This window comes from Pelagimonas varians, from assembly GCF_003208435.1.
Classification (GTDB): domain Bacteria; phylum Pseudomonadota; class Alphaproteobacteria; order Rhodobacterales; family Rhodobacteraceae; genus Pelagimonas; species Pelagimonas varians.
On sequence record NZ_QKMF01000012.1, the window covers coordinates 1 to 22,279 of the forward strand.

Below are 22,279 nucleotides of genomic sequence, written 5' to 3' on the forward strand. Positions count from 1 at the left end.
ACCATCGAAGCGATGAAAATGGAAACCGGCATCCACGCCGAAAAAGACGCCGTCATCAAAGCCCTGCACGTCTCTCCAGGCGCACAAATCGACGCCAAAGACCTCCTCATCGAACTCGGGTAAAGTCCGGTTGAAAAACAAGTTGGAAGCCTCGCCTTAACTGGTGGGGCTTTTTTCATGGGAGCAAGGGACGACCTTTGCCCCCTCGCCCTTGGCGGCCTTTTGGTTTGCCGAGGAAACAAGGCCCAAGCATGTTTGTGGGCAATTGACAGGCCGGTCATTGCTTCTGACATTGCACTCCTCCAACGAACTCCCTACCCTCATCACAAGTCCTTATGGGGAAGGGTTTGTTTTGCGAAAAGCTGTGACGGTTTGTGGCTATATTCTGGCTGTGTTTCTTGCAGGTCCCGCTTTGGCGGACGCCCCAAAGCGCGTTGTATCTTCGGATTGGCAGATCAGTCAGGCATGGGCCGCGGCCCGCGCAACCTTGCCCACGGCACTTGGCGCGACAGAGAAACGATACGGGTGGTTCAGCCCTTCGTTGGCCCTGAAGGTTGCCTTGCCTGTCGAAGACCCTGACGTTCAGGCTGAAATGATCTGGGTCGACCGGATCCGCCGTAACGGCACTATGTTCGAAGCCCGTCTGGCAGGGTACCCGCACCATATGCCGGCTATGCGCATGGGCGACACCGTTGGCTTCTTTTACGACCAGATCGCAGATTGGGCCGTTCAGGCGGTGGATGGACGGTTTTACGGCTATTACACCACCCGCGTCTTGATCAAATCAATGGACCCCGAGCGCGCCGCCAAATACCAGGCAACGCTGGTAAACAATCCGCTGCCGCCTGGATGGCGGTTTAACCCCGAAAAATAATGCAGTTTCGCGCTGCTCGACCGGACGGGCACAAGTGGCCGCGGGGGGGGCATAGCGCGCGAATAAATGCCTCTGCTCTGGCCGCGCCCATCACGTTACCGCGCCATACGTTGGTCAAAGCAACACGAATCCCCGCCGGTCCAGATTTGCCGCCCCTCGCCGAAATTCGGCCTGTCGTTCCAATTTCAGTTTTGCAACGCTAAAGTTTCGCTTTTGTCGTCCGGTATTCCTGACCTCAAGGCAAATTTAATACCGGTATTCCTGACTGAGATCCCGCGCTGTCTGCTCGTATCATGTGGGTATGGAACATTTTACACCAAACCACTTTGACGGCCCTGAGGCCATTGTCCCCGCCCCCCTGCTGCAATTTCTACAGCACTTCGGAACAGCACAAAGTACCGACGAAACATGGGGCCATTTGAGACAGCTAAGCGCGGCTTTCGGGCTTGGTCAGGTTGCCTACTTCCAATCGGTGAGTTCGCTGGATGATCCTGCAGAGCAACCGCAGGACTGGCGCATTGTAACCACCGCAACGCAAGCTTGTCATGATCGCTTGGCCCACAGTCCAATGGCGCTGAAATTGGCCGCTTCTGACCCCAATGGGGTAAAAATGACCCCCACCTTCTTGCATGTGCGCGATCCCTTGGTTTCCGACGCAACCCACCGTCGTCAAATGGCAATGCTGCAAGAATTGGACATGACCACCGCGTTCGCAATTCCTGTAATTTCAGGCGACGCTTTCGACAAAGCTGTGATGGTTTTTGGCAGCCATATGCACCCTGATGAGTTCATGTCCCAGATCGAACGCTTCGGCTGTAGCCTACACATCGCCGCCATGGCATCCCATGCACGCTATGTCTCTCTTTATAAGCAGGAGTTCGTGCTTCGAACCCGGCTGACCGACAAGCAATCTGAATTGATCAGATTGGTTGGAATGGGTCTTTTGGACAAGCAGATTGCCCATCAACTGGGCATATCATTTTCTGCCGTGCGGCAACGGCTGGCTGCTGTTCAACAAAAAACCGGTGCTCGCAATCGCGCCCATCTGGCAGCGATGGCCATGCGCATTGATTTGACGGCGGACGCCCTAATGGCCAACCCCCAGATGGCTGCTGGGTAGCCCTGCATACTCCCAAACCCGTGTTCATGCCCGCCCCGAAACCCGCATCAGTCAGCGGCAATCAAAGCCAGATCGGTGGCGGAAAAGAAAAACTTCGACTTAGTGCAATTTTCCACTTGCGCCCCTCGGCTACACGGCCTAAATCGCCTCTACCGTTCAGGTGCGGGCGTAGCTCAGGGGTAGAGCATAACCTTGCCAAGGTTAGGGTCGGGCGTTCGAATCGCCTCGCCCGCTCCAGAACGAAAACGACAAGATGGTTTGCGGGCGTAGCTCAGGGGTAGAGCATAACCTTGCCAAGGTTAGGGTCGGGCGTTCGAATCGCCTCGCCCGCTCCATCTGTCAGTTTATCTTAGAACAGTTTGAAATCGCAGCGCTTTTAGCGCGGGTTCTGCTGTTGTGGATTTGGTCCTCAGCCTCGCTTGATGAGGGGCAGAGTTTCCCCTGCCCCACCTTTTCAAATCAGATCCAGAATAAGCTGCGGCACGCCGTCTGATGTGTGCTCGCGCGTGTGGCCATTAGGGCCGATCACCGCAGACACCCGTTTGCGCAGATTGCTAAAGCTGTCAAAGCGCACAACATCGACCGGCACATCGAAATCCAGCGCGACCGCCGTCCAGCCTTTTGTACGCTCGATAGACCGCACAACGGTTGCATCAAATGGTTGGGACAAATACCGCCCCCGCACGCGGGCCCCTACAGCAAGACCTTGGGCCAACTCCGGTAATTTGCTTTTGCAGGTGTTCCAATCGCGAAACCCATAGCTTTGTGCAATCAGCTCTAACGAAGCTGAATGCGACAGCCCAACGCCTTCAACGGCCTTGGATGCACGCAGGGCTTTGGCCTCGGCCTTGGCCCCGCTGAGTGTCGGGAGAAGCCGCGTCATGACTGCCCCTCCGCTGTTGAATGAAACACACCGTAGTGAAAGACACCGCCGCGAGCATTGTGGCTCAACACCAGTGTCAGCAATCCTAGCACCAGGATTTCCGCGATCGGGCCGGCCAGCCAAATCCCCATCTCGCCAATCGTCAAAGCCAGTAAAAACGTCAAAGGAATCGCAAACAGGAACGGTTTCGATAATCCCAACAGGGCAGCACGCCCCGCATCACCGATCGCTTGAAAATAACCGGCAACCATCATGGTCGGCCCTGCCAGAATGAATAGGGAAACGGCAATGGGCATCACCCGCACCACCTCGGAAATCACCGCCGGATCGTCCACAAAAGCGGCCCCGACCTCCTGCGCAAACACCGTCAGAACCAATTGCACCATACCGCAATAGACAAGTGAAACCACAACCGCGATTTTCAAGCTGCCGTTAGAGCGGGCCCATGCTTTGGCCCCGTAGTTATTGCCCGTGATCGTTTGCATGGCGTGTGACAGGCCCAATAGCGGCATAAAGCAAAAGGTCATCACCCGCGTAAAGATCCCATAGGCCGAAACAGTGTCGGCATAGCGCGGGCTGTCCACCAGTTGCAGCGCCGCAATAACAACTGCCGACCCAAGCGCCACACCGACGAAAGTCAGACTTTGCGGCGCGCCAAGCGCCAGAATACGCCCCCAAGAGCTGGTCAAACGATGCTCAAACAGGGTTTGTGGCCGCAGATGGGTTTTACCGCGCAAACGAAATGCCAGAACAATGCTGAATGACAGCAACTGCGCGAGGATCGTGCCATAGGCCGACCCCGCCACGCCCATATCAAACCGGGCGATCAACAGATAGTTAAAGCCGATATTTGCAAGGGTGACCAAGACCCCCATCAGCGCCATAAACCCGACCCGCCCTTCGTTGCGCAGGGCGTCAAAGTTGACGGACAGCACAAACATCAAGGGCGAGGCCAACACTGTGATGCGCAAATAGATCAGGCCCAAATCGGCCAGTTCGGTATCTCCGGCAGACAAAAGCAACGCCGTCGGCTGCCCAAGCAGGACATACAAAACAATGAGACCAAGCCCGAGAGTGATAGCAAGCCCATGCGCTCCAACAAAGTCGGATTGCGCAGTATAGATATCACCCGCCCCAAGATGGCGCGCAAGGCGGCTCGACATGCCGCTGGCGACCAGTGTCGATAAGGCAATCATCACCATGTACAACGGGAACATCAAGGTCACCGCCGCCAAGGCCTGAGGGCCGACATAATGGCCAAGAAACAGCGCATCGGCGACAGCCAAAGCCCCGTTCACTGCCATGACAAAGATGATCGGCAAAGCAGTTTTTAAATAAGTCACACCCAAAGATTGAGTGAGAAACGTGTTGTCATTGGGGGCAGACATACCTGTCTTCCTCTTCGTTACAATCGCGCCGGAAACCGGAAAAGAATAGGACCCGCATTGCCATCCGCGCGAAGACGTGGAGGATAGGTAGATTGTTCTGAAACTGAACTTCACCATGACAAATGTCTGCGGGTGGCAGGCGTCAGCAGCCTAGACGGATAGCTAGGCACATTGTTTGTCTGCGTCAAGGGCCATGGTCTCAGAGCCACAAATCGAAGACGCTGGTGCCGGCGGACCTTGGCACCGGTGCCCTCGTTTTCTATAAGCCAGCTTAGTCCAGAGGAGAGTGCCATGCGCCGCGCGCAAATCAGCCGCCAAACCGCCGAAACCGCAATTTCGGTCGAGATCAATCTCGACGGAACCGGTGTTTATGACAACAAAACCGGGGTTGGGTTCTTTGACCACATGCTGGATCAACTGTCGCGCCATTCCTTGATCGACATGACTGTGCGCTGCGATGGTGATTTGCACATCGACGATCATCATACGGTCGAGGACGTCGGCATTGCTTTGGGCCAAGCCCTGATTCAAGCGCTTGGCGACAAACGCGGAATTCGCCGGTATGGCGATTGCCTTCTGGCGATGGATGATGCGCTGGTGCGCACAGCGCTGGACCTGTCCGGCCGCCCTTATCTGGTCTGGAACCTTGATCTGCCCACGCAAAAGATCGGCACGTTCGATTGCGAGCTGGTGCGTGAGTTTTTCCAAGCCTTCAGCACCCATGGCGGCATCACCTTGCACGTCGATGCGCTGCACGGCATCAACAGCCACCACATCGCCGAGGCGGCCTTTAAGTCGGTGGCACGGGCGATGCGCGAAGCGGTTGAACCTGATCCGCGCAAATCCGACGCCATCCCGTCGACCAAGGGCATGCTGTAAACTTTCCAAGGGGGCTGCGGCCCCCTTTTTGATACCAGAGCGGTGCATCAAGCCGCAACACCCCAGGGCTGACGGCGTAAATACCATTCCGCCAGCACCAGATTTGGCACCCAGCAAAGCCAAGCGACGCTTTGATAGCCAGTCTCAAACCCAAATCCCCAAATCAACAGCGGCATTTCAATCCGCAACGTTACTGCGGCCAGCGTTAGCGCGGCGGATCGGATGATCCATTGTCGGTGCTGCACGACGCGGCGTCCAATGGCGTGCCAAATCGCAAGGCCGGTTGTGACAAGCCATGCCGCTGACAATAAGAAAAAGCCCAAACCGGCAACCGCCCCCGTGGCCGTGGCCGCATCAGGCGCAATAATCAGCCCTGCAACACCGGCCAGCAAAATCGCCACGCCGTAGACCCGCCCCAACCACCGGTGCAGCCCCAAACGGGTCTTGCGCAGCTTGGGTGACAGCTGAAACGGCAAGATAGCCAAAGCAATCGGGGCGCAGATTATGTGAATATAGAAGGCCAGCTTTGCACCGTCCAGATGATGCACCATCGCGGGCATTGATACATCGACACCGAAGACCATGAACCGCCACGATACAAGGGCGACGAGCAGTGAAAAGGTCCAAAGTAAAATAGAATTGAGTTTTGAAAAAGCAGGCATTGATACATCTCCATTTTAAATTGACAGTGTCAACTTTACAGCGTCAACATATAAGATAACTTGACACTGTCAATCATCTTGATACCGTCTACCCAAATGACTGACGCAATTGAAAAAACTCCGCACCATCATGGAAACCTGCGGGCTGCATTGATCGAATCGGGCGTGTCGATTTTGATCGAAGACGGTCTGAGCAAGCTGACATTGCGGCGCTGTGCCGCCCGTGCCGGCGTATCTCATGCCGCCCCCGCCCATCATTTCAATGGAGTTGCAGGCTTAAGGGCCGCTATCTCGGAGGAAGGGTTTCGCATCTTTCGCAACTACATGCTGGATGCGCGCAACAATGCCGGATCGAATGCTCATGAACGGCTCAAGGCGATCTGCCGCGGCTATATCTACTTTGCAATCGACAATCCGGCCCTGTTTGAATTGGCCTTTTCAATCAAGGTCATTGGCGATCTGCAAACAAAGCCTGAAACCGACACGGTAGCAGTGGGATATGATGTCCTGCGAGAGACCTGCGCGCCTTTTGTGCCCGAAAATGGCGATCCGTTTATCGTCGAATCCCAAGTTTGGTCGTTGATCCACGGCTACGCCACACTGCAACTGACTGGCCGTTTTGGCGGCACCACCCCAGAACACCCCTGCGGACCGGGATTTGATCAGGTAATCTCGCTTCTGGATCACCTACCAGTGTTGCGAGGGACTTGACCCCGGCGCAGCTTCGCGGCAATCGAAGCACAACGTAGGAAAGGGCCATACCATGCTGACAGCAATCATCGACTATGAGAGCGGAAATTTGCATTCGGCGGAAAAGGCGTTTCAGCGCATGGCCACTGAAATCGGCGGCACCGAGGTGGTCATAACAGACGACCCCGATGTTGTCGCCAAAGCCGATCACCTTGTGCTGCCCGGCGACGGAGCTTTTCCGTCCTGTGCCGCTGCACTACGTGCCTCTGGATGCTTTGACGCGATGGTCGAAGCGGTCGAGGTTAAAGGCCGCCCGTTTTTGGGCATTTGCGTCGGTATGCAGTTGATGGCCCGCAAAGGGCACGAATATGAACAGACCGATGGCCTTGGCTGGATCAACGGAGAGATTGTCAAAATCACCCCCGAAGACAAAGCGCTAAAGGTGCCACATATGGGCTGGAACGATCTAGTGATCGAACAGCCGCATCCGGTCTTAGACGGTTTGAAAACCGGCGATCATGCCTATTTTGTGCATTCCTACCAAATGCATATGGATGATCTTACGCAGCGTGTTGCCCATGTCGATTATGGCAATGACATCACCGCAATCGTAGCGCGCGACAACCGGATCGGGTTGCAATTCCACCCCGAAAAAAGCGCCGATGCGGGACTGCGGATGATTGCCAATTTCCTACGCTGGAAACCCTAAGCCACAAAAAAAGGCCGCCCAGACTGAGCGGCCTTTAACGTTTCGGAATGCCAAGCTTAATTCACACGGGTCCATGTCTGGCTTGAGCAAATCAGACCGCCGGCAACACAGCCCTTAAGCTTGATCTTGTTGCCATTGAGCTGCATTTTCCCCAGATAGATCTTGTCATTGGACGGACGCCAAACCTTGCCTTCATAGGCTCCGCCCCCCTTGGGAGCCATGTTCCGGACCAGCTGTTTGCCTTTGTTGGGGGAATTGTATTCGCCCGTATCGTTGAATGTCCGCGCAATTGTCCCGCACATGTTGCCTCCGCAGGGGGCCATTTTGATGTGGGCATAGGCACCATCATCCGGTTGTGTCTTCCAGACGCCTGCAATCGGGTCCGCCAACGCGGCGGTTCCAACCAAGGTTAAGGCGGCTATCAATGCCAGTCTTTTCATGTCTCGCTCTCCTCCCATTGAGATCGCTTTCAGCTTGACGTACGCGTCACCCGCCGATCAAGCGTGACCCAAGGTCGACTTGCATGTTTCGTGGCGTCAGACTAATGGGCAAACAAGCGCAAAGATAGGGGCCCCAGCCATGATCCTTTACCCGGCAATCGACCTGAAAGACGGCAACGCAGTGCGACTGCTGCGCGGCGATATGGACAAAGCAACAGTGTTTAGCGACGATCCTGCCGCCCAAGCGATGGAATTTGTCGCGGCCGGTTGCGAATGGTTGCACCTTGTTGACCTGAACGGTGCCTTCGCAGGCGAACCTGTGAACGCCGCAGCAGTCGAAGCCATCTTGAGCCAAACCAAAACCCCGGCGCAGCTGGGCGGCGGTATCCGCGACATGGCAACAATCGAAATGTGGCTGTCAAAAGGTTTGGCACGCGTCATCCTTGGCACTGTCGCAGTTGAAAACCCCGCACTGGTGCGCGAAGCCGCCCGCGCCTTTCCCGGTCAGGTCGCTGTTGGAATCGACGCCAAAGACGGCAAAGTCGCCACCAAAGGCTGGGCCGAAGTGACCAATGTCGACGCCACAGATCTGGCGAAATCCTTTGAGGATGCCGGTGTTGCAGCGATCATTTACACCGACATCAACCGTGATGGCGCAATGCAAGGCCCCAACGTCGAGGCCACTGCCGCATTGGCCAAAGCTGTGACGATCCCCGTCATTGCCTCGGGCGGCGTGTCGTCCCTGTCCGACCTCAAGGACCTGAACGAATGCGGGGCCCCCTTGAACGGAGCAATCTCAGGCCGCGCGCTGTATGACGGCGCAATTGACCTCAAAGACGCTTTGGCTCTGCTCAAGGCATAACAGCTGAAAACAGGACGCTTTGCCACGGTTTCAATGCTGCATGTGCGGCATATCTTCTGCCTGAAGAGGAAGATTACCGTGTCCAAAGTGTTCTATTGCCCCCTGCCCGCCACCAGTGCCTTGCACCAAATGCACGCGCCGGACGATTTTCTGGATTGCTATCGTGTGGCGTCAAACATGGCACCGAGGCCTGCCGCCGAGATTATCACCAACTTTCCCGATTGGGTGCGCCCTTTGCTCGCTCTACGCGGCCTGATCACCAGTCCCTTTGGCCTAAAACAATCCGACAACAACGACTTAGACAGCGTCGGCCCCTTCCCGGTCGTTTCGGACACAGATCATGAACTGATCGCAGGGTTTGACGACAAGCACCTCAATTTTCGAGTCTCGGTGCTTCAGCAAGACGGCCATGTTCACTTGGCGACTTGGGTGCATGTCAACAATCTGGGCGGGCGGATTTATCTGACCAGTATTATGCCGTTCCACATCGCCATAGCCCGAAATGCACTGTCGCGCGTGGCACGCCATACAATCTCTGGCCAATCACAACGCGACACCGTAGAAGCCCTCTAAGCCTTACGGGAGCCGCACCATGCTCAAAACTCGAATAATTCCTTGCCTTGACGTCGCAGATGGACGCGTTGTCAAAGGTGTGAACTTTGTCGACTTGCGCGACGCCGGCGATCCTGTTGATGCTGCCCGCGCCTATGATGCCGCTGGGGCAGATGAAATTTGTTTTCTCGATATTCATGCCACCCATGAAAACCGCGGCACGATGTTTGATGTTGTCACCCGTACAGCCGAGCAATGCTTTATCCCGCTGACTGTCGGTGGTGGTGTGCGCAGCTCGGAAGATGTCCGCGCTTTGTTGCTCGCCGGTGCGGACAAGGTCAGCTTCAACTCTGCCGCCGTCGCAAACCCAGACGTTGTCGCAGATGCCGCAGACCGCTTTGGCAGCCAGTGCATTGTTGTCGCCATCGACGCCAAAACAGTCGAGCCGGGCCGCTGGGAAATCTTCACCCATGGCGGACGCAAATCGACTGGCATTGACGCCGTGGAATTTGCCAAAACCGTTGCGGCCAAAGGCTGCGGGGAAATCTTGCTGACCTCAATGGACCGCGACGGTACCAAAGCCGGCTTTAACTTGCCGCTCACCAAAGCCATCTCGGACGCCGTCAATGTGCCTGTGATTGCATCCGGCGGTGTTGGAACGCTGGACCATCTGGTTGAGGGCGTCACCAAAGGCGGTGCCAGCGCTGTCTTGGCCGCTTCAATCTTTCACTTCGGCGAATACACCATCGGCGAGGCCAAACAACACATGGCCGATGCCGGCGTTCCAGTGAGGCTGTGATGTCTATACTACACGATCTTGAAACCACGATTTTAGCGCGCAAATCTGCAGACCCCGACAGCAGTTGGACCGCAAAACTGCTGGCCAAAGGGCCGGAAAAATGCGCCGAAAAATTTGGTGAAGAAGCTATCGAAGCCATCATTGCCGCCGCAAAAGGCGATTGTGAAAACCTGACATATGAATCAGCGGATGTCCTCTACCACTTGCTGGTAATGCTGGCCGCGCGCGATATCGCACTTGATGATGTTCTTGGTGAATTGGCCCGCCGGCAAGGCACCTCCGGTATAGCTGAAAAAGCAGCACGCTAGAGATCATCCGCAGGCTGCGGGACGGTGGGCGGGGCGCATTTGCACAGCAAACAGCGCCGTTCTCGTCCTATTTGTCGCGTCACAATTTAGAAGACACCACACCAGTGGCAAACCCGCCCATGCGCAGCTCGCCAAACAGGCGCTGATATTCAATCTTCGGGCAGCGGTTCATCACCACGTTCAAACCACTCGCTTCGGCCTTTGCGGCTGAGTCCTGATTCTCTACCCCGATTTGCATCCAGATCGTACGCAGGTTTGGAAACGCGTCGATCGCTTCGTCGACAATCGGCCCCACCAGTTCTGACCGGCGAAAAATATCGACCATATCCACATCTTTGGGACAGTCACTCAAGCTGGCCAACACTTCTTGGCCAAACAGCGTTTTTCCTGCCGACATCGGATTGACCGGAACCACCCGAAACCCCTTTAGCGTCAAGTAACGTGCTACAAAATAGCTGGGACGGACAGGATTCATCGACACCCCAACCACGGCAATCACCCGCGTATGCGTCAAGATATCTTTGAGGAACGGGTCTGAATACGTCATTCCCCGACCCTAGCCCAACAATAAGCAAAGAAAAAGGCGCCCGGGTCACGACCGGGCGCCAGTAGCGGAACGAGGGACAGTCAAAGGCGTCGCGGGGGTTCCGGCCCCGCGTCCTGCATTCAATATAGACATTCATGCCACAGTTTAAACCCCCTTCACCCTTTTGTGAAAAAAACGCTTGCGCCGCCAAAACGATCCTTTGGAACCCTTTGCAAACGCTGGTTCAAACTCTCGTGCAAACTCTCGGAAGACTCCTGTCCAACTACCCGTTTTCGACGAAACAAAAACAACTTTCCAAATCCCTGCCAGGTTCCAACCGATGGCGCATCCTGATCGCAATGGATCTCGTCGCGCCACCCCTCGGGTAGGTCAACGCCGGATTGGTTCAGTTTTTCGAGCATCCATTTCAAGGGGATGTTGGACAATGCACGCGCTTTGGGCGTGGGGCCGATCATGCCACCGATGTCTCCATGCGCGCCGCGAAACCAAACCTGTTCGACTTTTCCGGACCATTCAGGGCGGCAACTCCACAAGACAGGCGCAAAGGCCATGCGTGTTTCGTCATGCGCCAATGCGTGAAATCCCCGGCGGATCGAATCGCCCAATTCATGGTTGTGGAATGTGTGGCTTTGCAGCCTGAATCGCCATAATAGAGGCAGACGCAGCCCCAAAGCTTTAACCGTATCCCACACCCCTATCATTTCGATCGGGGCTTGATCATGACAAAACTGACGCGAAAACGCCTGAGCAGATGTGCCCGAAGGCGCATAACGATACAGCCGATAGATTTGCCGGATATTCCGCTCTGTCGCATGTTGAGCTTGCAACAAACCAACTTGATCAATCACCCCAGCGAGCGAACGTACTGCATAGGCTCCGCGTGAAAACCCGACCAGAAAGATTCGGTCGCCGGGTCGATACCGCGACGCAAGATACCCATAAGCCCGGCAAATCTGCCGATTGATCCCGCGCCCTAAAACCACCTCATGGGTGCTTTTCCAATCGCGCCATTGTATGCCCGCCTCATAATAAAGCGATGCTTGCCCATGCGCCTGCAACAAACGAAACGTCAGCCCGGCGTTGGTTTCTTCGCCCCGTTTCAAGGTCGAAGCCGTGCCGTCCAGAATGATAACATGGTCGCGCGGCCCGCGTCTGGGGGTCAACGCCGAATGGTCCGATGCAAACCGCTTGCGGATCCATCCGAAAAACCTGTCCGTCAGTCCTGATGAGTTATGGCTTGTGTCCTGCATCCTTCAACATTTCCCACACCCTTTGCGGTGTGAATGGCATATCAGCCTGTTTGACCCCGTGCGCCCACAGCGCATCTTGCACTGCATTTGCCACAGCGGCCATCGCCCCGACGGTCCCCGCCTCACCGCACCCCTTCATCCCCATGGGATTGGTGGTCGACGGCACCGCTTCGGTCTCAAAGCGGATCATCGGCATAGTATCGGCGCGCGGCATCGCATAGTCCATAAACGTCGCCGTGAGCAACTGGCCCTCGTCGTCAAATACCACCCGTTCGCTCAGCGCTTGTCCAAGCCCTTGGGCAACACCGCCATGCACCTGACCTTCTGCCAGCATAGGATTAATCAGGTTACCAAAATCATCAACAACCGTATATTTTTCCACATGCGTTGCACCTGTGGCGGGATCAATCTCGACTTCGCAAAAATGCGCCCCGTTGGGAAAGCTGCGTCCAGGCAATTTGGCAGTGGCTTTCCAAGTCAGCAAATCACTGCGCCCCGCCTCTCGGGCCATTTGCGCAACCTCAAGCATGGTTGGGGTCACATTCGACCCTGTGATGCGAAAACTTTCATCGTCAAAGCTCACATCTGCGGCGTCGACTCCGGCCTGCTCTGCCAAAAACCCGGCAAAGCCGGATACCATATTGGCCACGGCCAACAGTGTGACATTGGTTTGCACCGTGACAGAGCGCGATCCACCCGTACCGCCGCCGCGTTCGATCTGATCTGAATCGCCTTGAACAACCTCGATCCGGTCTACAGGGATACCGGTTTGATCCGCTAAAAACTGGGCAAAAACCGTTTCATGCCCCTGCCCGTTTGACTGCGTACCGACATAAATTATCGCGCCGCCATCATCGGTGAAATCCACCTTTACGTCTTCGTCAGGCGCACCAAGGATGCTTTCGATGTAATAGCAAAGTCCAATCCCGCGGAGTTTTCCGTGCGCTTTCGATACCGCGCGGCGTCCGTCAAACCCCGCCAGATCGGCCTCGGTTTCGGCCCGTGTCAACACCCTGTCAAAATCGCCAACATCATAGGTTTCACCGGGAATGGTCGGATAGGGAAACTGGTCAGGGCGGATAAAGTTGATGCGGCGCAAGGCCTGAGGATCAATCCCGAACTCGCGGGCTGCGCGGTCCATCACCCGTTCGATCAAATAGATCGCTTCGGGCCGACCAGCACCGCGATATGCATCAACCTGTGTGGTGTTGGTATAAATCCCTTCGCATCGCATATAGGCCGCTGGGATGTCATAGACCCCTGTCAAAACCCGCGAAAACAGATGCGATTGGATCATCTGGGCAAATTGCGAATTATAGGCACCAAGGTTGCTAAGCGTGTGCAAACGGTATCCCAAAATGCGGTGATTTTCGTCAAAGGCCATTTCGGCACAGGATGTCAGATCACGTCCGGCATTGTCTGACAACATCGCCTCTGTTCGGTCCGACATCCACCGGATCGGACGCCCAAGCTGCCGCGCCGCAAAGGCGGTGACAAAATACTCAGGATAAGCCATGCCCTTCATGCCAAAGCCACCGCCCACGTCGGGGTTCGTGACGCGAATGTCGGCGGGATCAAGATGCAAAACGCGGGCCAATTCGCCCTTCATGCCCCATACGCCTTGCCCGCCAAAGGACAGATGCAAACGGCCTTCGACGACTTCTGCAAAACATCCGCGCGGCTCAAGTGAATTCACGATCACCCGATTGTCACTGACATCCAGTTTCACAACATGCGCCGCCGTTTCAAACGCCTTGGCCGTCGCTACTTCGTCGCCCAGCCCGTAGTCAAAGGCGCAATTGTCAGGCACCTCTGCGTGCAAAGCAGGTCCACCGGTCTGCAACGCCATATGAACCGGCAATTCGTCATAGTCGAAGACAATCAACTCAGAGGCATCCTTGGCCGCGTTCAGGTCTTCTGCGATGATAACCGCAACCGCTTCGCCGACAAATCGCACACGATCTTCGGCCAGGATTGGCCGCTTGGGGCGCGGTGCCTTTGATCCATCGCGCATCGGGGCAGACGAAAATGCCATACCGGTGTCCAGCCCCGCTTTGTCCAAATCGGACGCCGTAATAACCGCATGCACCCCCGGCACATCCACCGCATCACGTACATCAAGCTCGGTGATCCGCGCATGCGCCACAGGGGAGCGGAACACATAGGCATGAAGCGCATCGACAGGCGCAATATCATCCACATAGCGGCCTTGCCCAACCAACAAGCGGATATCTTCAACCCGTTTAACAGGCTGGCTTTTACCAAATTTATCCATGGGGTCCTCTTACGCCAAAGCAGTCTGTGAACTGTAGTCCGAATGACGCCCCTGTCCAGACTACCTGCGCAACGTAACAACCTCTTGCGCCCCATATCCGTTAAATCGGGTGGCCTGCGCCAACGAATAAGCCCCGATTCCATGAAACAAAAGATAGTCTCCTTCCGCAATCCCGTCGGGCAAAGGGAGCGGACTGGGCAACCGGTCAAGGCTGTCGCAGGTCGGGCCAAACACAATCCGATCTACGCGTTTATCGGGCTGCTTGCCGAATTCTGGTGTCACAAGGTCCACCCGCTCACCGGTTCCAAGGTCGCGCCACTCGTTCAGACCTCCGTAGATTCCATCGTTCAAAAACACCGCCTCGTCGGTCAGTGCTTTAACGCGCAAAGCCAAGGTAAAGCATTCCGAAACCATCCCCCGTCCCGGCTCGCAAACCAGCTTAGGGGGGGCATCCCCGAACCCGTTTTTCACCGCGCCTATGATGGCCGCAAAAATTCCGTCCAAGTCCGGCATACGGTCACAGCGATGCGCGGGAAATCCACCGCCAACATTGAGCCGCCGCAACTGTACACGGGCAGCACGGGCAATCTCGGCCGCCTTGCCGATGTAGCTGACCCACGCTTGGGCATCATGGCACTGCGTCCCCGGATGGAAGGTCATTGAAGGAACTCCGCCGCGCTTGGCAACTTCTGCCAACAAAGCTACCGCCAATTCTGGCTCTGCCCCGAATTTCGTGCCAAAATCATAGGCCGCCCCTGCGACGGGCAATTTGAACCGTACCGCGATTTCAACGCCGGTTATATCGCCCAGCTTGTCCAGCTCGCTCATCCGGTCAACCGACCAACTGGCCACACCGTACAGACGCGCCAAGGCGATTTCATCTCTCGAGCGGATCGGATTGTGGTAATGCAGCCGCGCATTGGGCAATACCTGCCGCACCCGCATCATCTCGTCCGGCGACGCGACATCGAAGGCTGTCACCCCCTCTTCGGCCAACACCGCCAGCACATCGATATGCGGATTGGCTTTGACGGCATAAGTCACCTCTCCGGGAAATCCGCTCAAGAAGTGTTGTGCCGTTGCCCGCAGCTGTTCGGGGTTAAAGAAAAAAATCGGCTCATCGGGGCGCTCGTTGCGCAGCCAAATCTGAGGCGATTCCAAAATTGTTTCCAAACGTCCCATGATGCGTATCCTTTGCCTGTATCAGCAGAATGCGCATCTAAACCCTCGATTTCACGTGTCAAATCTGCCAATCTGCCCGAAAATAAACGACATATTGCAGGGAAAAACATGCAAACTGACGAAATAGACATGAAACTTATATCTTTACTGTCAGAAAATGCCCGGCTTCCGGTTGCGGATTTGTCCCGCCGCCTCGGCATCGCGCGAACCACTGTTCAAGCGCGCATTGATCGATTGCAAGATCGCGGTGCCATTGCCGGATTTACGCTGCGCAAAGGGGCCAGCCTGCGCCCCGCTGTTCGCGCCACGGCCTTGCTGTCAATTGAACCACGCGCAGCCGCAGCGGTGATTGCCCGCCTCAAAACCCTACCGCAGGTAGAAACGGTCCACACCACGTCGGGCCGGTTTGATTTGATTGTCATTTTGTCCGCCCAAACCACCGAAGAACTGGACGAACGCCTTGATGATATCCGCGATGCACAAGGTGTCAAAACCTCGGAGAGCTTGATTCACCTCAGCACCAAAATCGACCGCGCCGGGTGACCCCGGTTTTGGCGGGCGCAGGGTGGGTGCGCCTGTCAAAAGCGGGGTCATCCGGCGTCTTCGTCGCCCTCTTTTGTTTCCGCAATGCTGTAAGTTTGGAACAGCTTTGTCTGAAACATAAAAAACAAGAAAATCGCAGCCGGCAAACCAAAGGTTTTGAAATAAACCCAGGTTTCAGTATCCATTGTTCGCCAGATTGTCTCGTTCAACACCGCCAAAGCGATGAACAAACCAGCAACCCGTTTGGTCAAAATCATCCAACCATCGTGTTTCAAGGGCATAAGCCCTTCCATCACCGATTTCAGATAGGATTCGCCGCGCATCAGGCCAAAGCCCAAAATCCCGCCAAACAGCAGGTAAATCAGCGTCGGTTTCATCTTGAAGAATCGCTCGTCATTGAACCAAACGCTCAACCCGCCAAAGACAACGATCAACACCGCCGTCACGGCCTGCATCCGGCTCAGATGGCCAGTCAGCTTCCAAAGCAGGCCTGTCGAAATCAAAAACAGCGGGATAAAGCCCGCGGTGACCACAATAAACCCCTGATAGTCCGTACCACCAATCGTAAAGATCTCATCCTTGAGCTTCAGATAGGCGATGAAGAACGCCACCAGCGGTCCATATTCCAAAATCGCCTTTAGCGTCGGGTTCGGTTGCTTTGTCATTCAAGGGCTCCTTTGGCTATCCAGATAGGCGCTCTATCCGCCAACCTCAACAACCACCGCGCCCAAAGCGATCAATGCCATCAAAGCGATGCGCCGCGGACCCACTGTTTCGCGCAGCACCAACCACCCGATCAGCGCCGCAAACACAGTCGAGGTTTCGCGCAAAATCGCGGCTTCGCCAACTTTATCAAGCCGTGTCGCCAACATGATCGACCCAAAGCTGAAATAGGCGAAGATCGCGCCAACAAACCCGCGTGCCAGCAGCGGCCCCATATCGGGTGGCGATTGCATATTGCGATAGCGCAGATAGGCAATGACCGGCATCAGCAACCCGTCGATAAAGAAAAACCACGCCAGAAAGGTAAATGGATTGGCCGTCGCGCGAATGCCATAGGCATCATAGGTGGTGTAAAGTGCCACAAACAGCCCCGTCCCCAACGCCAGAAACAGCGCCGATTTCAAGGTGTCGCGTTCGGTTTCCAAAAAGGCCCAGTTATAGGCCGCCAGCCCAAATATTCCGGCCAGCAAAATCGCCACCCCCAGCCACTGAATACCGGTAAAGCTCTCGCCAAACACCAAGGACGCACCAAACACCGTGAACAACGGCCCCGTTCCTCGCACAACCGGATAAACAACCGTAAAGGCCCCGCGGGAATAGGCCTGCGCTTGCATCAGTTTATAACCCATGTGGATTACAAAGACGCCGCCAAAGATCGGCCACATGTGCGGCTCGGGCCATGGCACAACAAACAGTGCAATCGGCATCGCCATGATGCCATACATGCCGTCAATTGCTCCGCGCGCCAGAAACGGATCGTGCCGCCCTTTTTGCAAGGCCCCGAAACACGCATGTAAAAACGCAGCCAGAATCGCCAGCCAAAGCGCAAGCTGATGCCCCGCCTCTGTCCCTTCCAGAGAGATCAGCCAATCACTCACTCGGCATCAAGACCGGTCAGCGCAGCCGCAAACTCTTCGGGATCGAACGGGGCCAAATCATCAATTTGTTCCCCGACACCAATCGCATGGATCGGCAGGCCAAATTTATCGGCAAGCGACACCAAGACGCCGCCGCGCGCTGTTCCATCCAGTTTGGTCATCACCAACCCCGATACATCCGAAATTTTCCGGAACACTTCGACCTGCGTCACAGCGTTTTGGCCCGTGGTGGCATCCAGCACCAACAATGTGTTGTGCGGCGCGTCAGGGTCTTTCTTGCGGATCACCCGGACAATCTTGGCCAACTCTTCCATCAAATCCTGACGGTTTTGCAATCGTCCCGCGGTATCAATCATCAACAGATCAGCCCCGTCTTCTTGGGCTTTGGTCATCGCATCATAGGCAAGGCTCGCGGGATCCGACCCTTCGGGTGCGGTCAAAACCGGCACGCCCGCGCGGTCCCCCCAGACTTGCAATTGTTCTACCGCTGCAGCGCGGAACGTATCACCCGCAGCGATCACCACCTTTTTTCCGGCCGCGCGGAACTGGGACGCCAGCTTGCCGATGGTTGTGGTTTTGCCCGATCCATTCACCCCGACCACCAAAACCACCTGTGGTTTCGTTGCGTATAGCGGCAAAGGTTTTGCCACCGGCTCCATGATGCGGGCAATTTCGCCGGCCAAAAGCCCTTTGATTTCGGTCACAGACAGCTTCTTGCCCATCCGCCCTTCGGCGATATTGGCAGACACGCGCAGGGCTGTATCAACCCCCATATCGGACTGGATCAACAGCTCCTCAAGGCTTTCAAGCATGTCATCGTCAAGCACACGGCGAAGGTCGGCACTTTCCCCGCCACGCCCCATCAGGCGGCCCAAAATACCGGGCTTGGATGCTTCTTCCGGTGCTTGGGCCACAGCCTCAGCCAACGGGTCCGAAGACCGCACTAAATCTGTCTCTTGGTCTGGTGCCACCTCGGACGCGGGCTCGGATTCATCGGTTGGGATTTCAGCGATGTCGTTAGGTATTGCATCCGGTGTTTTAACCGGCTCCGGCGCAGGAACATCCACCTCGGGCGCAGCGTCTTCGCCACCATCTTGGACAATCGCATCCAGTCCCTCATCCAATTTGGAAGAGGATTTGAACAATTTGTTTTTGAGTTTGCCGAAAAAGGACATGTCTAAGCCTGCATATAACTGTTCCTTCCACCTAATACGGCTGGCGCTGCAATAAAAGTCTCAGTTGACCTATGGCTGCGAAAGCCCCTTATTTGACACTATGATGTTACGCGCGTTTCTTTGTGTTTTGCTGTTGGCGGGTCTCACCGCACCTTTGGCCCCCCGATCGGCCCAAGCCGATACAGATGAACCGGGCACCATGTGTTCGGATGGTGCATTCGGGCAGGTGCAGTGCATCCGGCCCACCCATTTTGTCTTTGACACCTGCCAAGCCATCGAAGCCTTTGCGAACGACAGCAATCTGGATCCTGGTTTCTTTGCCCGTCTGATCTGGCAAGAAAGCCGCTTTGACCCCAATGCGCTGAGCCATGCCAATGCACGCGGCATCGCCCAATTTATTCCTTCAACCGCTGAGCTACGCGGATTACGCGACCCGTACAATCCCGCCCAAGCGCTTGAGTATTCAGCAGAATATCTGGGGGATATGAGTCAACGATTTGGCAATCATGGCCTGGCGGCTGTCGGTTATAATGGCGGCGAACGGCGGGCCAACGGGTTGATGGCCGGCACCGGCGGGCTGGCGTCCGAAACCGTCAAATACGTCAAAATCATCACCGGCTTCCCAGCAGAGATCTGGGCCCACAACCCGCCTGCAACCCATGACTACCGCCTGCAAAAAGACAAACCCTTTCAACAGGCCTGTTATGAATTGGCGCGCAAACGCAAATTGTCCAAGTACCCGCCGCTCGAGCCGCCAAAACCCAAGTTGAAAAAGTGGGGGGTGCAGATGGCCTTTGGCGTGACGAAAAAGCGCGCTTTGGAGCAGTACAAGGCCCGCGCAAAGAGTTGCGCATCAGTTGTAAAATCCGAAAATCCCGATTTGATTTGGCAAAAAAGCCGTGCAAGCCCCAAAGGTGGATACTTTTTGGCCCGCATCGGGCGAGACAGCCGTGATGGCGCGTGGAAATTGTGCGGTCGCCTCAAGGCAAAGGGATGTATCTGCACCGTTTTTCGCAATCACTAACCAATCCAGATAAACCCGACAAACAACGCCACTTGGCCCAAATAGTAAAACCCCCAAATGGCGTGAGATTGAACAGGCCAGTGGTGCTGTAGGAATCTTTCCTGCCCGATAAAGGCATCCGACATCATGAACAAAAGCGCCCCGGCCAGCGTGATGGTCTGCCCCGCCCCAGAGGGTTGCAGCACTGCACCGGCCCCCATCAGCCCGATGATCGCTACATAGATCAGCACCGGTATCGCCAGCGCCCCGGCCTTGCGGGCAAACACCGGCCCGAGCCACAAAGCGGCTGCGGCGACACCAACAACCAATACGGATTGAGGGCTGCCAAGTTCGACCAGCCCACCGGAATAGAACAAACCAAAATACGTCAGATGGCCAAGGGCAAAAGCCAGCATTCCAATCAAAAAGGCCCTGTCTCCGGGGCGGGACAAGGCCAAGTCACCCAAGGCGGACAATCCAAGTGCCAAGGCCAAAACCGGATGCCCGACCGCATAGGCCCAAACACAGAGCGCCCCGACCGCAAGGGTTTTGCACAAGGATCGCGGCCAGGACTCTCCGCTCCAAAACGTAAAGCAAAGTGCGCTGCTGGCCGAGAGCACGGCCAGTAAAGTGAAAATGATCGGAAAGGCGGCAACGTCTGACATTGGGTGTTTCGCTCAAAAAACGGACCGGAGCCATGCGGGGCGCAATTTAACCAATGGTCATATCGCGCCCGCATGCGCCCGTTTTAGATCTCGTCCGGAAAATGCTTGATCGTCAAGCGGATCGGGTTCGGAGCCGCCTGCCCCAAGCCGCAAATAGACGTGTCGATCATCGCGTTGCTCAACTCTTCGAGCAGGTCTTGATCCCATGACTTGGCTTGCATGAGTTTAACAGCCTTTTCACACCCCACCCGGCAGGGCGTACACTGACCACAGCTTTCGTCCTCGAAGAACCGCAACATGTTCAACGCCGCATCGCGGGCGCTGTCATGATCAGACAAAACCACCACAGCGGCCGATCCGATAAAGGTGCCATGGGGCTGCAAGGTGTCAAAATCCAACGGGACATCCGCCATAGATGCAGGCAACAGACCAGAAGATGGGCCGCCCGGTTGATAGGCTTTCAGGCTGTGACCGTCGAGCATCCCGCCGCAGGCTGCAATGACATCTGTGATCGTTGATCCCGCAGGCAACAAATACACCCCCGGGTTTTTCACGCGCCCTGACACCGAATAATTGCGCAGGCCAATGCGGCCATTCTTTTCAACCGAGCTGAAAATCTCGGGACCTTCGCGGCAGATTTTTCCGACCCAATACAGGGTTTCGACGTTGTGAACCAATGTCGGGCGACCAAAAATTCCGACCTGAGCGACAAAGGGCGGGCGATGGCGCGGCATGCCGCGTTTGCCTTCAATGCTTTCGATCATCGCGCTTTCTTCGCCGCAGATATAGGCACCGGCACCGCGGCGCAGATCAATATACCCTTTTTCGACAAGGCCGGCCTCTTCCAGCGCGGCAATCTCGCGGCGCAAGATTTCCAGCACAGCCGGATATTCGTCGCGCATATAGATGAAACAAGTTTCCGCTTCGATCGACCATGCGCCAATCAGCATGCCCTCAAGAAACATATGCGGTTCACGTTCAAGGTGGAACCGATCCTTGAATGTACCCGGTTCACCTTCATCGCCGTTTACAGCCAGATAGCGCGGGCCTGCCTCGGCGCGTACAAAATCCCATTTGCGGCCTGACGGAAATCCGGCGCCGCCCAAACCGCGCAGACCCGATGCCAAAACCGTTTCTTGAACCTGATGCGGTTCACCGTTTTCGCGCAGCTCCAACAGCTTTTTGTAGCCCCCTGTGGCCTGATAAGCGGCCAGAGTTTCATAGTCAGGGATGCGGGCGTGGGTTTCGTCGGCCTTGATGGCTGCGATGATCTTTTCCGGTGTCGCGAAATCAATATGGTTGTGGCCCAGTTCAACCGTCGGCGCTGTATCGCAACGCCCCATGCAGGGCGCGCGCACAACGCGAACCTGCGCCGGATCCATCCCGTCCTCGAGCGCCTTTTGCAGCTGTTCTGATCCGGCCAGTTCGCACGACAAGCTATCACAAACCCGGATGGTCAAGGCCGGGGGCGGTGTTTCATCCTCTTTGACCACATCGAAATGGGCGTAGAAAGTTGCGACCTCATAAACCTCGGCCTGTCCAATACGCAGCACTTCGGCCAGCGCGCGCAGATGCGCTGCGGACAGATGGCCATATTCATCCTGAACAAGGTGCAAAAACTCGATCAGCAAATCGCGCCTAATCGGACGATCCGCGATCAGCGCCTGAACCTGCGCCAAGGCTGCATCGTCCAGCTGTCGCCCCTTGGGCGTGTGCCGGCCTTTGCCTTTGCCAGATTTCCAAACACCTTTGCGTTCATCAAGTGCCATGTGCGTCTCCTGCTTTGTGGGCACCCTACCGCCGACCCGTTGGATTGCGCAGATGAAAAACGACGCAAAGGGGGGATCTTGCGCCGCGCACTCATGAGGTTTT

The 22,279-nt window shown here is 55.9% G+C and carries 25 protein-coding genes and 2 tRNA genes; 14 read left to right on the plus strand and 13 right to left on the minus strand.

Features of this window, described 5'->3' with window-relative positions; genetic code table 11:
* The 5 genes from C8N36_RS24890 to C8N36_RS15260 form a co-directional block, all read left to right on the plus strand.
* On the plus strand, window positions 1–123 hold a 123-nt coding region (locus C8N36_RS24890; protein ID WP_146227648.1), incomplete at its 5' end, for a biotin/lipoyl-containing protein.
* Window positions 124–352: 229 nt separating this feature from the next.
* Entirely contained in the window at window positions 353–874 is a 522-nt protein-coding gene (locus C8N36_RS15245) for a DUF2314 domain-containing protein (protein ID WP_170125886.1), read from the plus strand.
* 301 nt (window positions 875–1,175) lie between these two features.
* Window positions 1,176–1,994, plus strand: coding sequence for a helix-turn-helix transcriptional regulator (locus tag C8N36_RS15250; protein ID WP_097805692.1), 819 nt, complete (start codon window positions 1,176–1,178; stop codon window positions 1,992–1,994).
* A gap of 162 nt (window positions 1,995–2,156) precedes the next feature.
* Window positions 2,157–2,231: transfer RNA gene (locus tag C8N36_RS15255), tRNA-Gly, on the plus strand.
* A 23-nt stretch (window positions 2,232–2,254) separates the two neighbouring features.
* Window positions 2,255–2,329: transfer RNA gene (locus C8N36_RS15260), tRNA-Gly, on the plus strand.
* Between the two features lie 119 nt (window positions 2,330–2,448).
* Here the strand turns inward: C8N36_RS15260 and C8N36_RS15265 are convergent.
* Both C8N36_RS15265 and C8N36_RS15270 read right to left on the minus strand, forming a co-directional pair.
* Window positions 2,449–2,877 carry a glyoxalase superfamily protein gene (locus C8N36_RS15265; RefSeq protein WP_097805693.1) on the minus strand — a complete coding sequence of 143 codons (429 nt, stop codon included), beginning with the start codon at window positions 2,875–2,877 and terminating at the stop codon, window positions 2,449–2,451.
* Entirely contained in the window at window positions 2,874–4,265 is a 1,392-nt protein-coding gene (locus C8N36_RS15270; protein WP_097805694.1) for an MATE family efflux transporter, read from the minus strand. The genes C8N36_RS15265 and C8N36_RS15270 overlap by 4 nt, the downstream gene beginning before the upstream one ends.
* A gap of 291 nt (window positions 4,266–4,556) precedes the next feature.
* Here C8N36_RS15270 and hisB point away from each other — a divergent pair, with 291 nt between their 5' ends.
* On the plus strand, window positions 4,557–5,144 hold the full coding sequence (gene hisB, locus C8N36_RS15275) for an imidazoleglycerol-phosphate dehydratase HisB (protein WP_097805695.1): 588 nt from the start codon (window positions 4,557–4,559) through the stop codon (window positions 5,142–5,144).
* 47 nt (window positions 5,145–5,191) lie between these two features.
* On the opposite strand, the gene C8N36_RS15280 is transcribed toward hisB, so the two are convergent.
* A complete protein-coding gene (locus tag C8N36_RS15280; RefSeq protein ID WP_097805696.1) occupies window positions 5,192–5,806 on the minus strand; it encodes a DUF2306 domain-containing protein in 615 nt (204 codons plus the stop codon).
* Between the two features lie 60 nt (window positions 5,807–5,866).
* On the opposite strand from C8N36_RS15280, the gene C8N36_RS15285 reads away from it, so the two are divergent.
* Window positions 5,867–6,517 (plus strand): TetR/AcrR family transcriptional regulator, encoded by a 651-nt coding sequence (locus tag C8N36_RS15285; RefSeq protein ID WP_170125887.1) that lies wholly within the window; start codon window positions 5,867–5,869, stop codon window positions 6,515–6,517.
* A 52-nt stretch (window positions 6,518–6,569) separates the two neighbouring features.
* The gene (gene hisH / locus C8N36_RS15290) at window positions 6,570–7,205 is read left to right on the plus strand and encodes an imidazole glycerol phosphate synthase subunit HisH (protein WP_097805698.1); all 636 of its coding nucleotides are present in this window, start codon (window positions 6,570–6,572) and stop codon (window positions 7,203–7,205) included.
* A 56-nt stretch (window positions 7,206–7,261) separates the two neighbouring features.
* On the opposite strand, the gene C8N36_RS15295 is transcribed toward hisH, so the two are convergent.
* Window positions 7,262–7,645, minus strand: coding sequence for a DUF2147 domain-containing protein (locus C8N36_RS15295; protein ID WP_097805699.1), 384 nt, complete (start codon window positions 7,643–7,645; stop codon window positions 7,262–7,264).
* 139 nt (window positions 7,646–7,784) lie between these two features.
* Between C8N36_RS15295 and hisA the strand changes: the two genes are divergently transcribed.
* The 4 genes from hisA (at window position 7,785) to C8N36_RS15315 (ending at window position 10,166) form a co-directional block, all read left to right on the plus strand.
* Entirely contained in the window at window positions 7,785–8,507 is a 723-nt protein-coding gene (gene hisA / locus C8N36_RS15300; protein WP_097805700.1) for a 1-(5-phosphoribosyl)-5-[(5-phosphoribosylamino)methylideneamino]imidazole-4-carboxamide isomerase, read from the plus strand.
* Window positions 8,508–8,585: 78 nt separating this feature from the next.
* Complete coding sequence (locus tag C8N36_RS15305; protein ID WP_245910858.1) at window positions 8,586–9,080, plus strand: DUF2867 domain-containing protein; 495 nt, start codon at window positions 8,586–8,588, stop codon at window positions 9,078–9,080.
* Window positions 9,081–9,099: 19 nt separating this feature from the next.
* On the plus strand, window positions 9,100–9,858 hold the full coding sequence (gene hisF, locus C8N36_RS15310; RefSeq protein WP_097805701.1) for an imidazole glycerol phosphate synthase subunit HisF: 759 nt from the start codon (window positions 9,100–9,102) through the stop codon (window positions 9,856–9,858).
* Window positions 9,858–10,166 (plus strand): phosphoribosyl-ATP diphosphatase, encoded by a 309-nt coding sequence (locus C8N36_RS15315; protein ID WP_097805702.1) that lies wholly within the window; start codon window positions 9,858–9,860, stop codon window positions 10,164–10,166. Before hisF ends, C8N36_RS15315 begins: the two co-directional genes overlap by 1 nt.
* A 79-nt stretch (window positions 10,167–10,245) precedes the next feature.
* Here C8N36_RS15315 and C8N36_RS15320 read toward each other — a convergent pair whose 3' ends face one another.
* The 4 genes from C8N36_RS15320 to C8N36_RS15335 form a co-directional block, all read right to left on the minus strand.
* Complete coding sequence (locus tag C8N36_RS15320; protein WP_097805703.1) at window positions 10,246–10,713, minus strand: CoA-binding protein; 468 nt, start codon at window positions 10,711–10,713, stop codon at window positions 10,246–10,248.
* Between the two features lie 155 nt (window positions 10,714–10,868).
* Window positions 10,869–11,963, minus strand: coding sequence for a DUF2235 domain-containing protein (locus tag C8N36_RS15325; protein ID WP_097805704.1), 1,095 nt, complete (start codon window positions 11,961–11,963; stop codon window positions 10,869–10,871).
* Window positions 11,944–14,238 carry a xanthine dehydrogenase family protein molybdopterin-binding subunit gene (locus C8N36_RS15330; protein WP_097805705.1) on the minus strand — a complete coding sequence of 765 codons (2,295 nt, stop codon included), beginning with the start codon at window positions 14,236–14,238 and terminating at the stop codon, window positions 11,944–11,946. The genes C8N36_RS15325 and C8N36_RS15330 overlap by 20 nt, the downstream gene beginning before the upstream one ends.
* Window positions 14,239–14,298: 60 nt before the next feature.
* Window positions 14,299–15,420: a type III PLP-dependent enzyme gene (locus C8N36_RS15335; RefSeq protein ID WP_097805706.1), complete on the minus strand. Its 1,122-nt coding sequence runs from the start codon at window positions 15,418–15,420 to the stop codon at window positions 14,299–14,301.
* A gap of 108 nt (window positions 15,421–15,528) precedes the next feature.
* Between C8N36_RS15335 and C8N36_RS15340 the strand changes: the two genes are divergently transcribed.
* Window positions 15,529–15,963, plus strand: a complete 435-nt coding sequence (locus tag C8N36_RS15340) for an Lrp/AsnC family transcriptional regulator (protein ID WP_097805707.1) — start codon at window positions 15,529–15,531, stop codon at window positions 15,961–15,963.
* A 47-nt stretch (window positions 15,964–16,010) separates the two neighbouring features.
* On the opposite strand, the gene C8N36_RS15345 is transcribed toward C8N36_RS15340, so the two are convergent.
* The 3 genes from C8N36_RS15345 to ftsY are packed head-to-tail and all read right to left on the minus strand — an operon-like array spanning window position 16,011 to window position 18,739.
* Window positions 16,011–16,628: an inner membrane-spanning protein YciB gene (locus C8N36_RS15345; protein ID WP_097805708.1), complete on the minus strand. Its 618-nt coding sequence runs from the start codon at window positions 16,626–16,628 to the stop codon at window positions 16,011–16,013.
* 33 nt (window positions 16,629–16,661) lie between these two features.
* Window positions 16,662–17,564, minus strand: coding sequence for an EamA family transporter (locus C8N36_RS15350; protein ID WP_097805709.1), 903 nt, complete (start codon window positions 17,562–17,564; stop codon window positions 16,662–16,664).
* Window positions 17,561–18,739: a signal recognition particle-docking protein FtsY gene (ftsY, locus tag C8N36_RS15355; RefSeq protein WP_097805710.1), complete on the minus strand. Its 1,179-nt coding sequence runs from the start codon at window positions 18,737–18,739 to the stop codon at window positions 17,561–17,563. The genes C8N36_RS15350 and ftsY overlap by 4 nt, the downstream gene beginning before the upstream one ends.
* 103 nt (window positions 18,740–18,842) lie before the next feature.
* Between ftsY and C8N36_RS15360 the strand changes: the two genes are divergently transcribed.
* The gene (locus tag C8N36_RS15360) at window positions 18,843–19,763 is read left to right on the plus strand and encodes a lytic transglycosylase domain-containing protein (RefSeq protein ID WP_097805825.1); all 921 of its coding nucleotides are present in this window, start codon (window positions 18,843–18,845) and stop codon (window positions 19,761–19,763) included.
* Here the strand turns inward: C8N36_RS15360 and C8N36_RS15365 are convergent.
* On the minus strand, window positions 19,760–20,407 hold the full coding sequence (locus tag C8N36_RS15365) for a lysoplasmalogenase family protein (RefSeq protein WP_097805711.1): 648 nt from the start codon (window positions 20,405–20,407) through the stop codon (window positions 19,760–19,762). The two genes, C8N36_RS15360 and C8N36_RS15365, sit on opposite strands and share 4 nt — an antisense overlap.
* Before the next feature lie 83 nt (window positions 20,408–20,490).
* Window positions 20,491–22,176, minus strand: a complete 1,686-nt coding sequence (locus tag C8N36_RS15370) for an NAD(P)H-dependent oxidoreductase subunit E (protein WP_097805826.1) — start codon at window positions 22,174–22,176, stop codon at window positions 20,491–20,493.
* Window positions 22,177–22,279 lie beyond the last annotated feature (103 nt).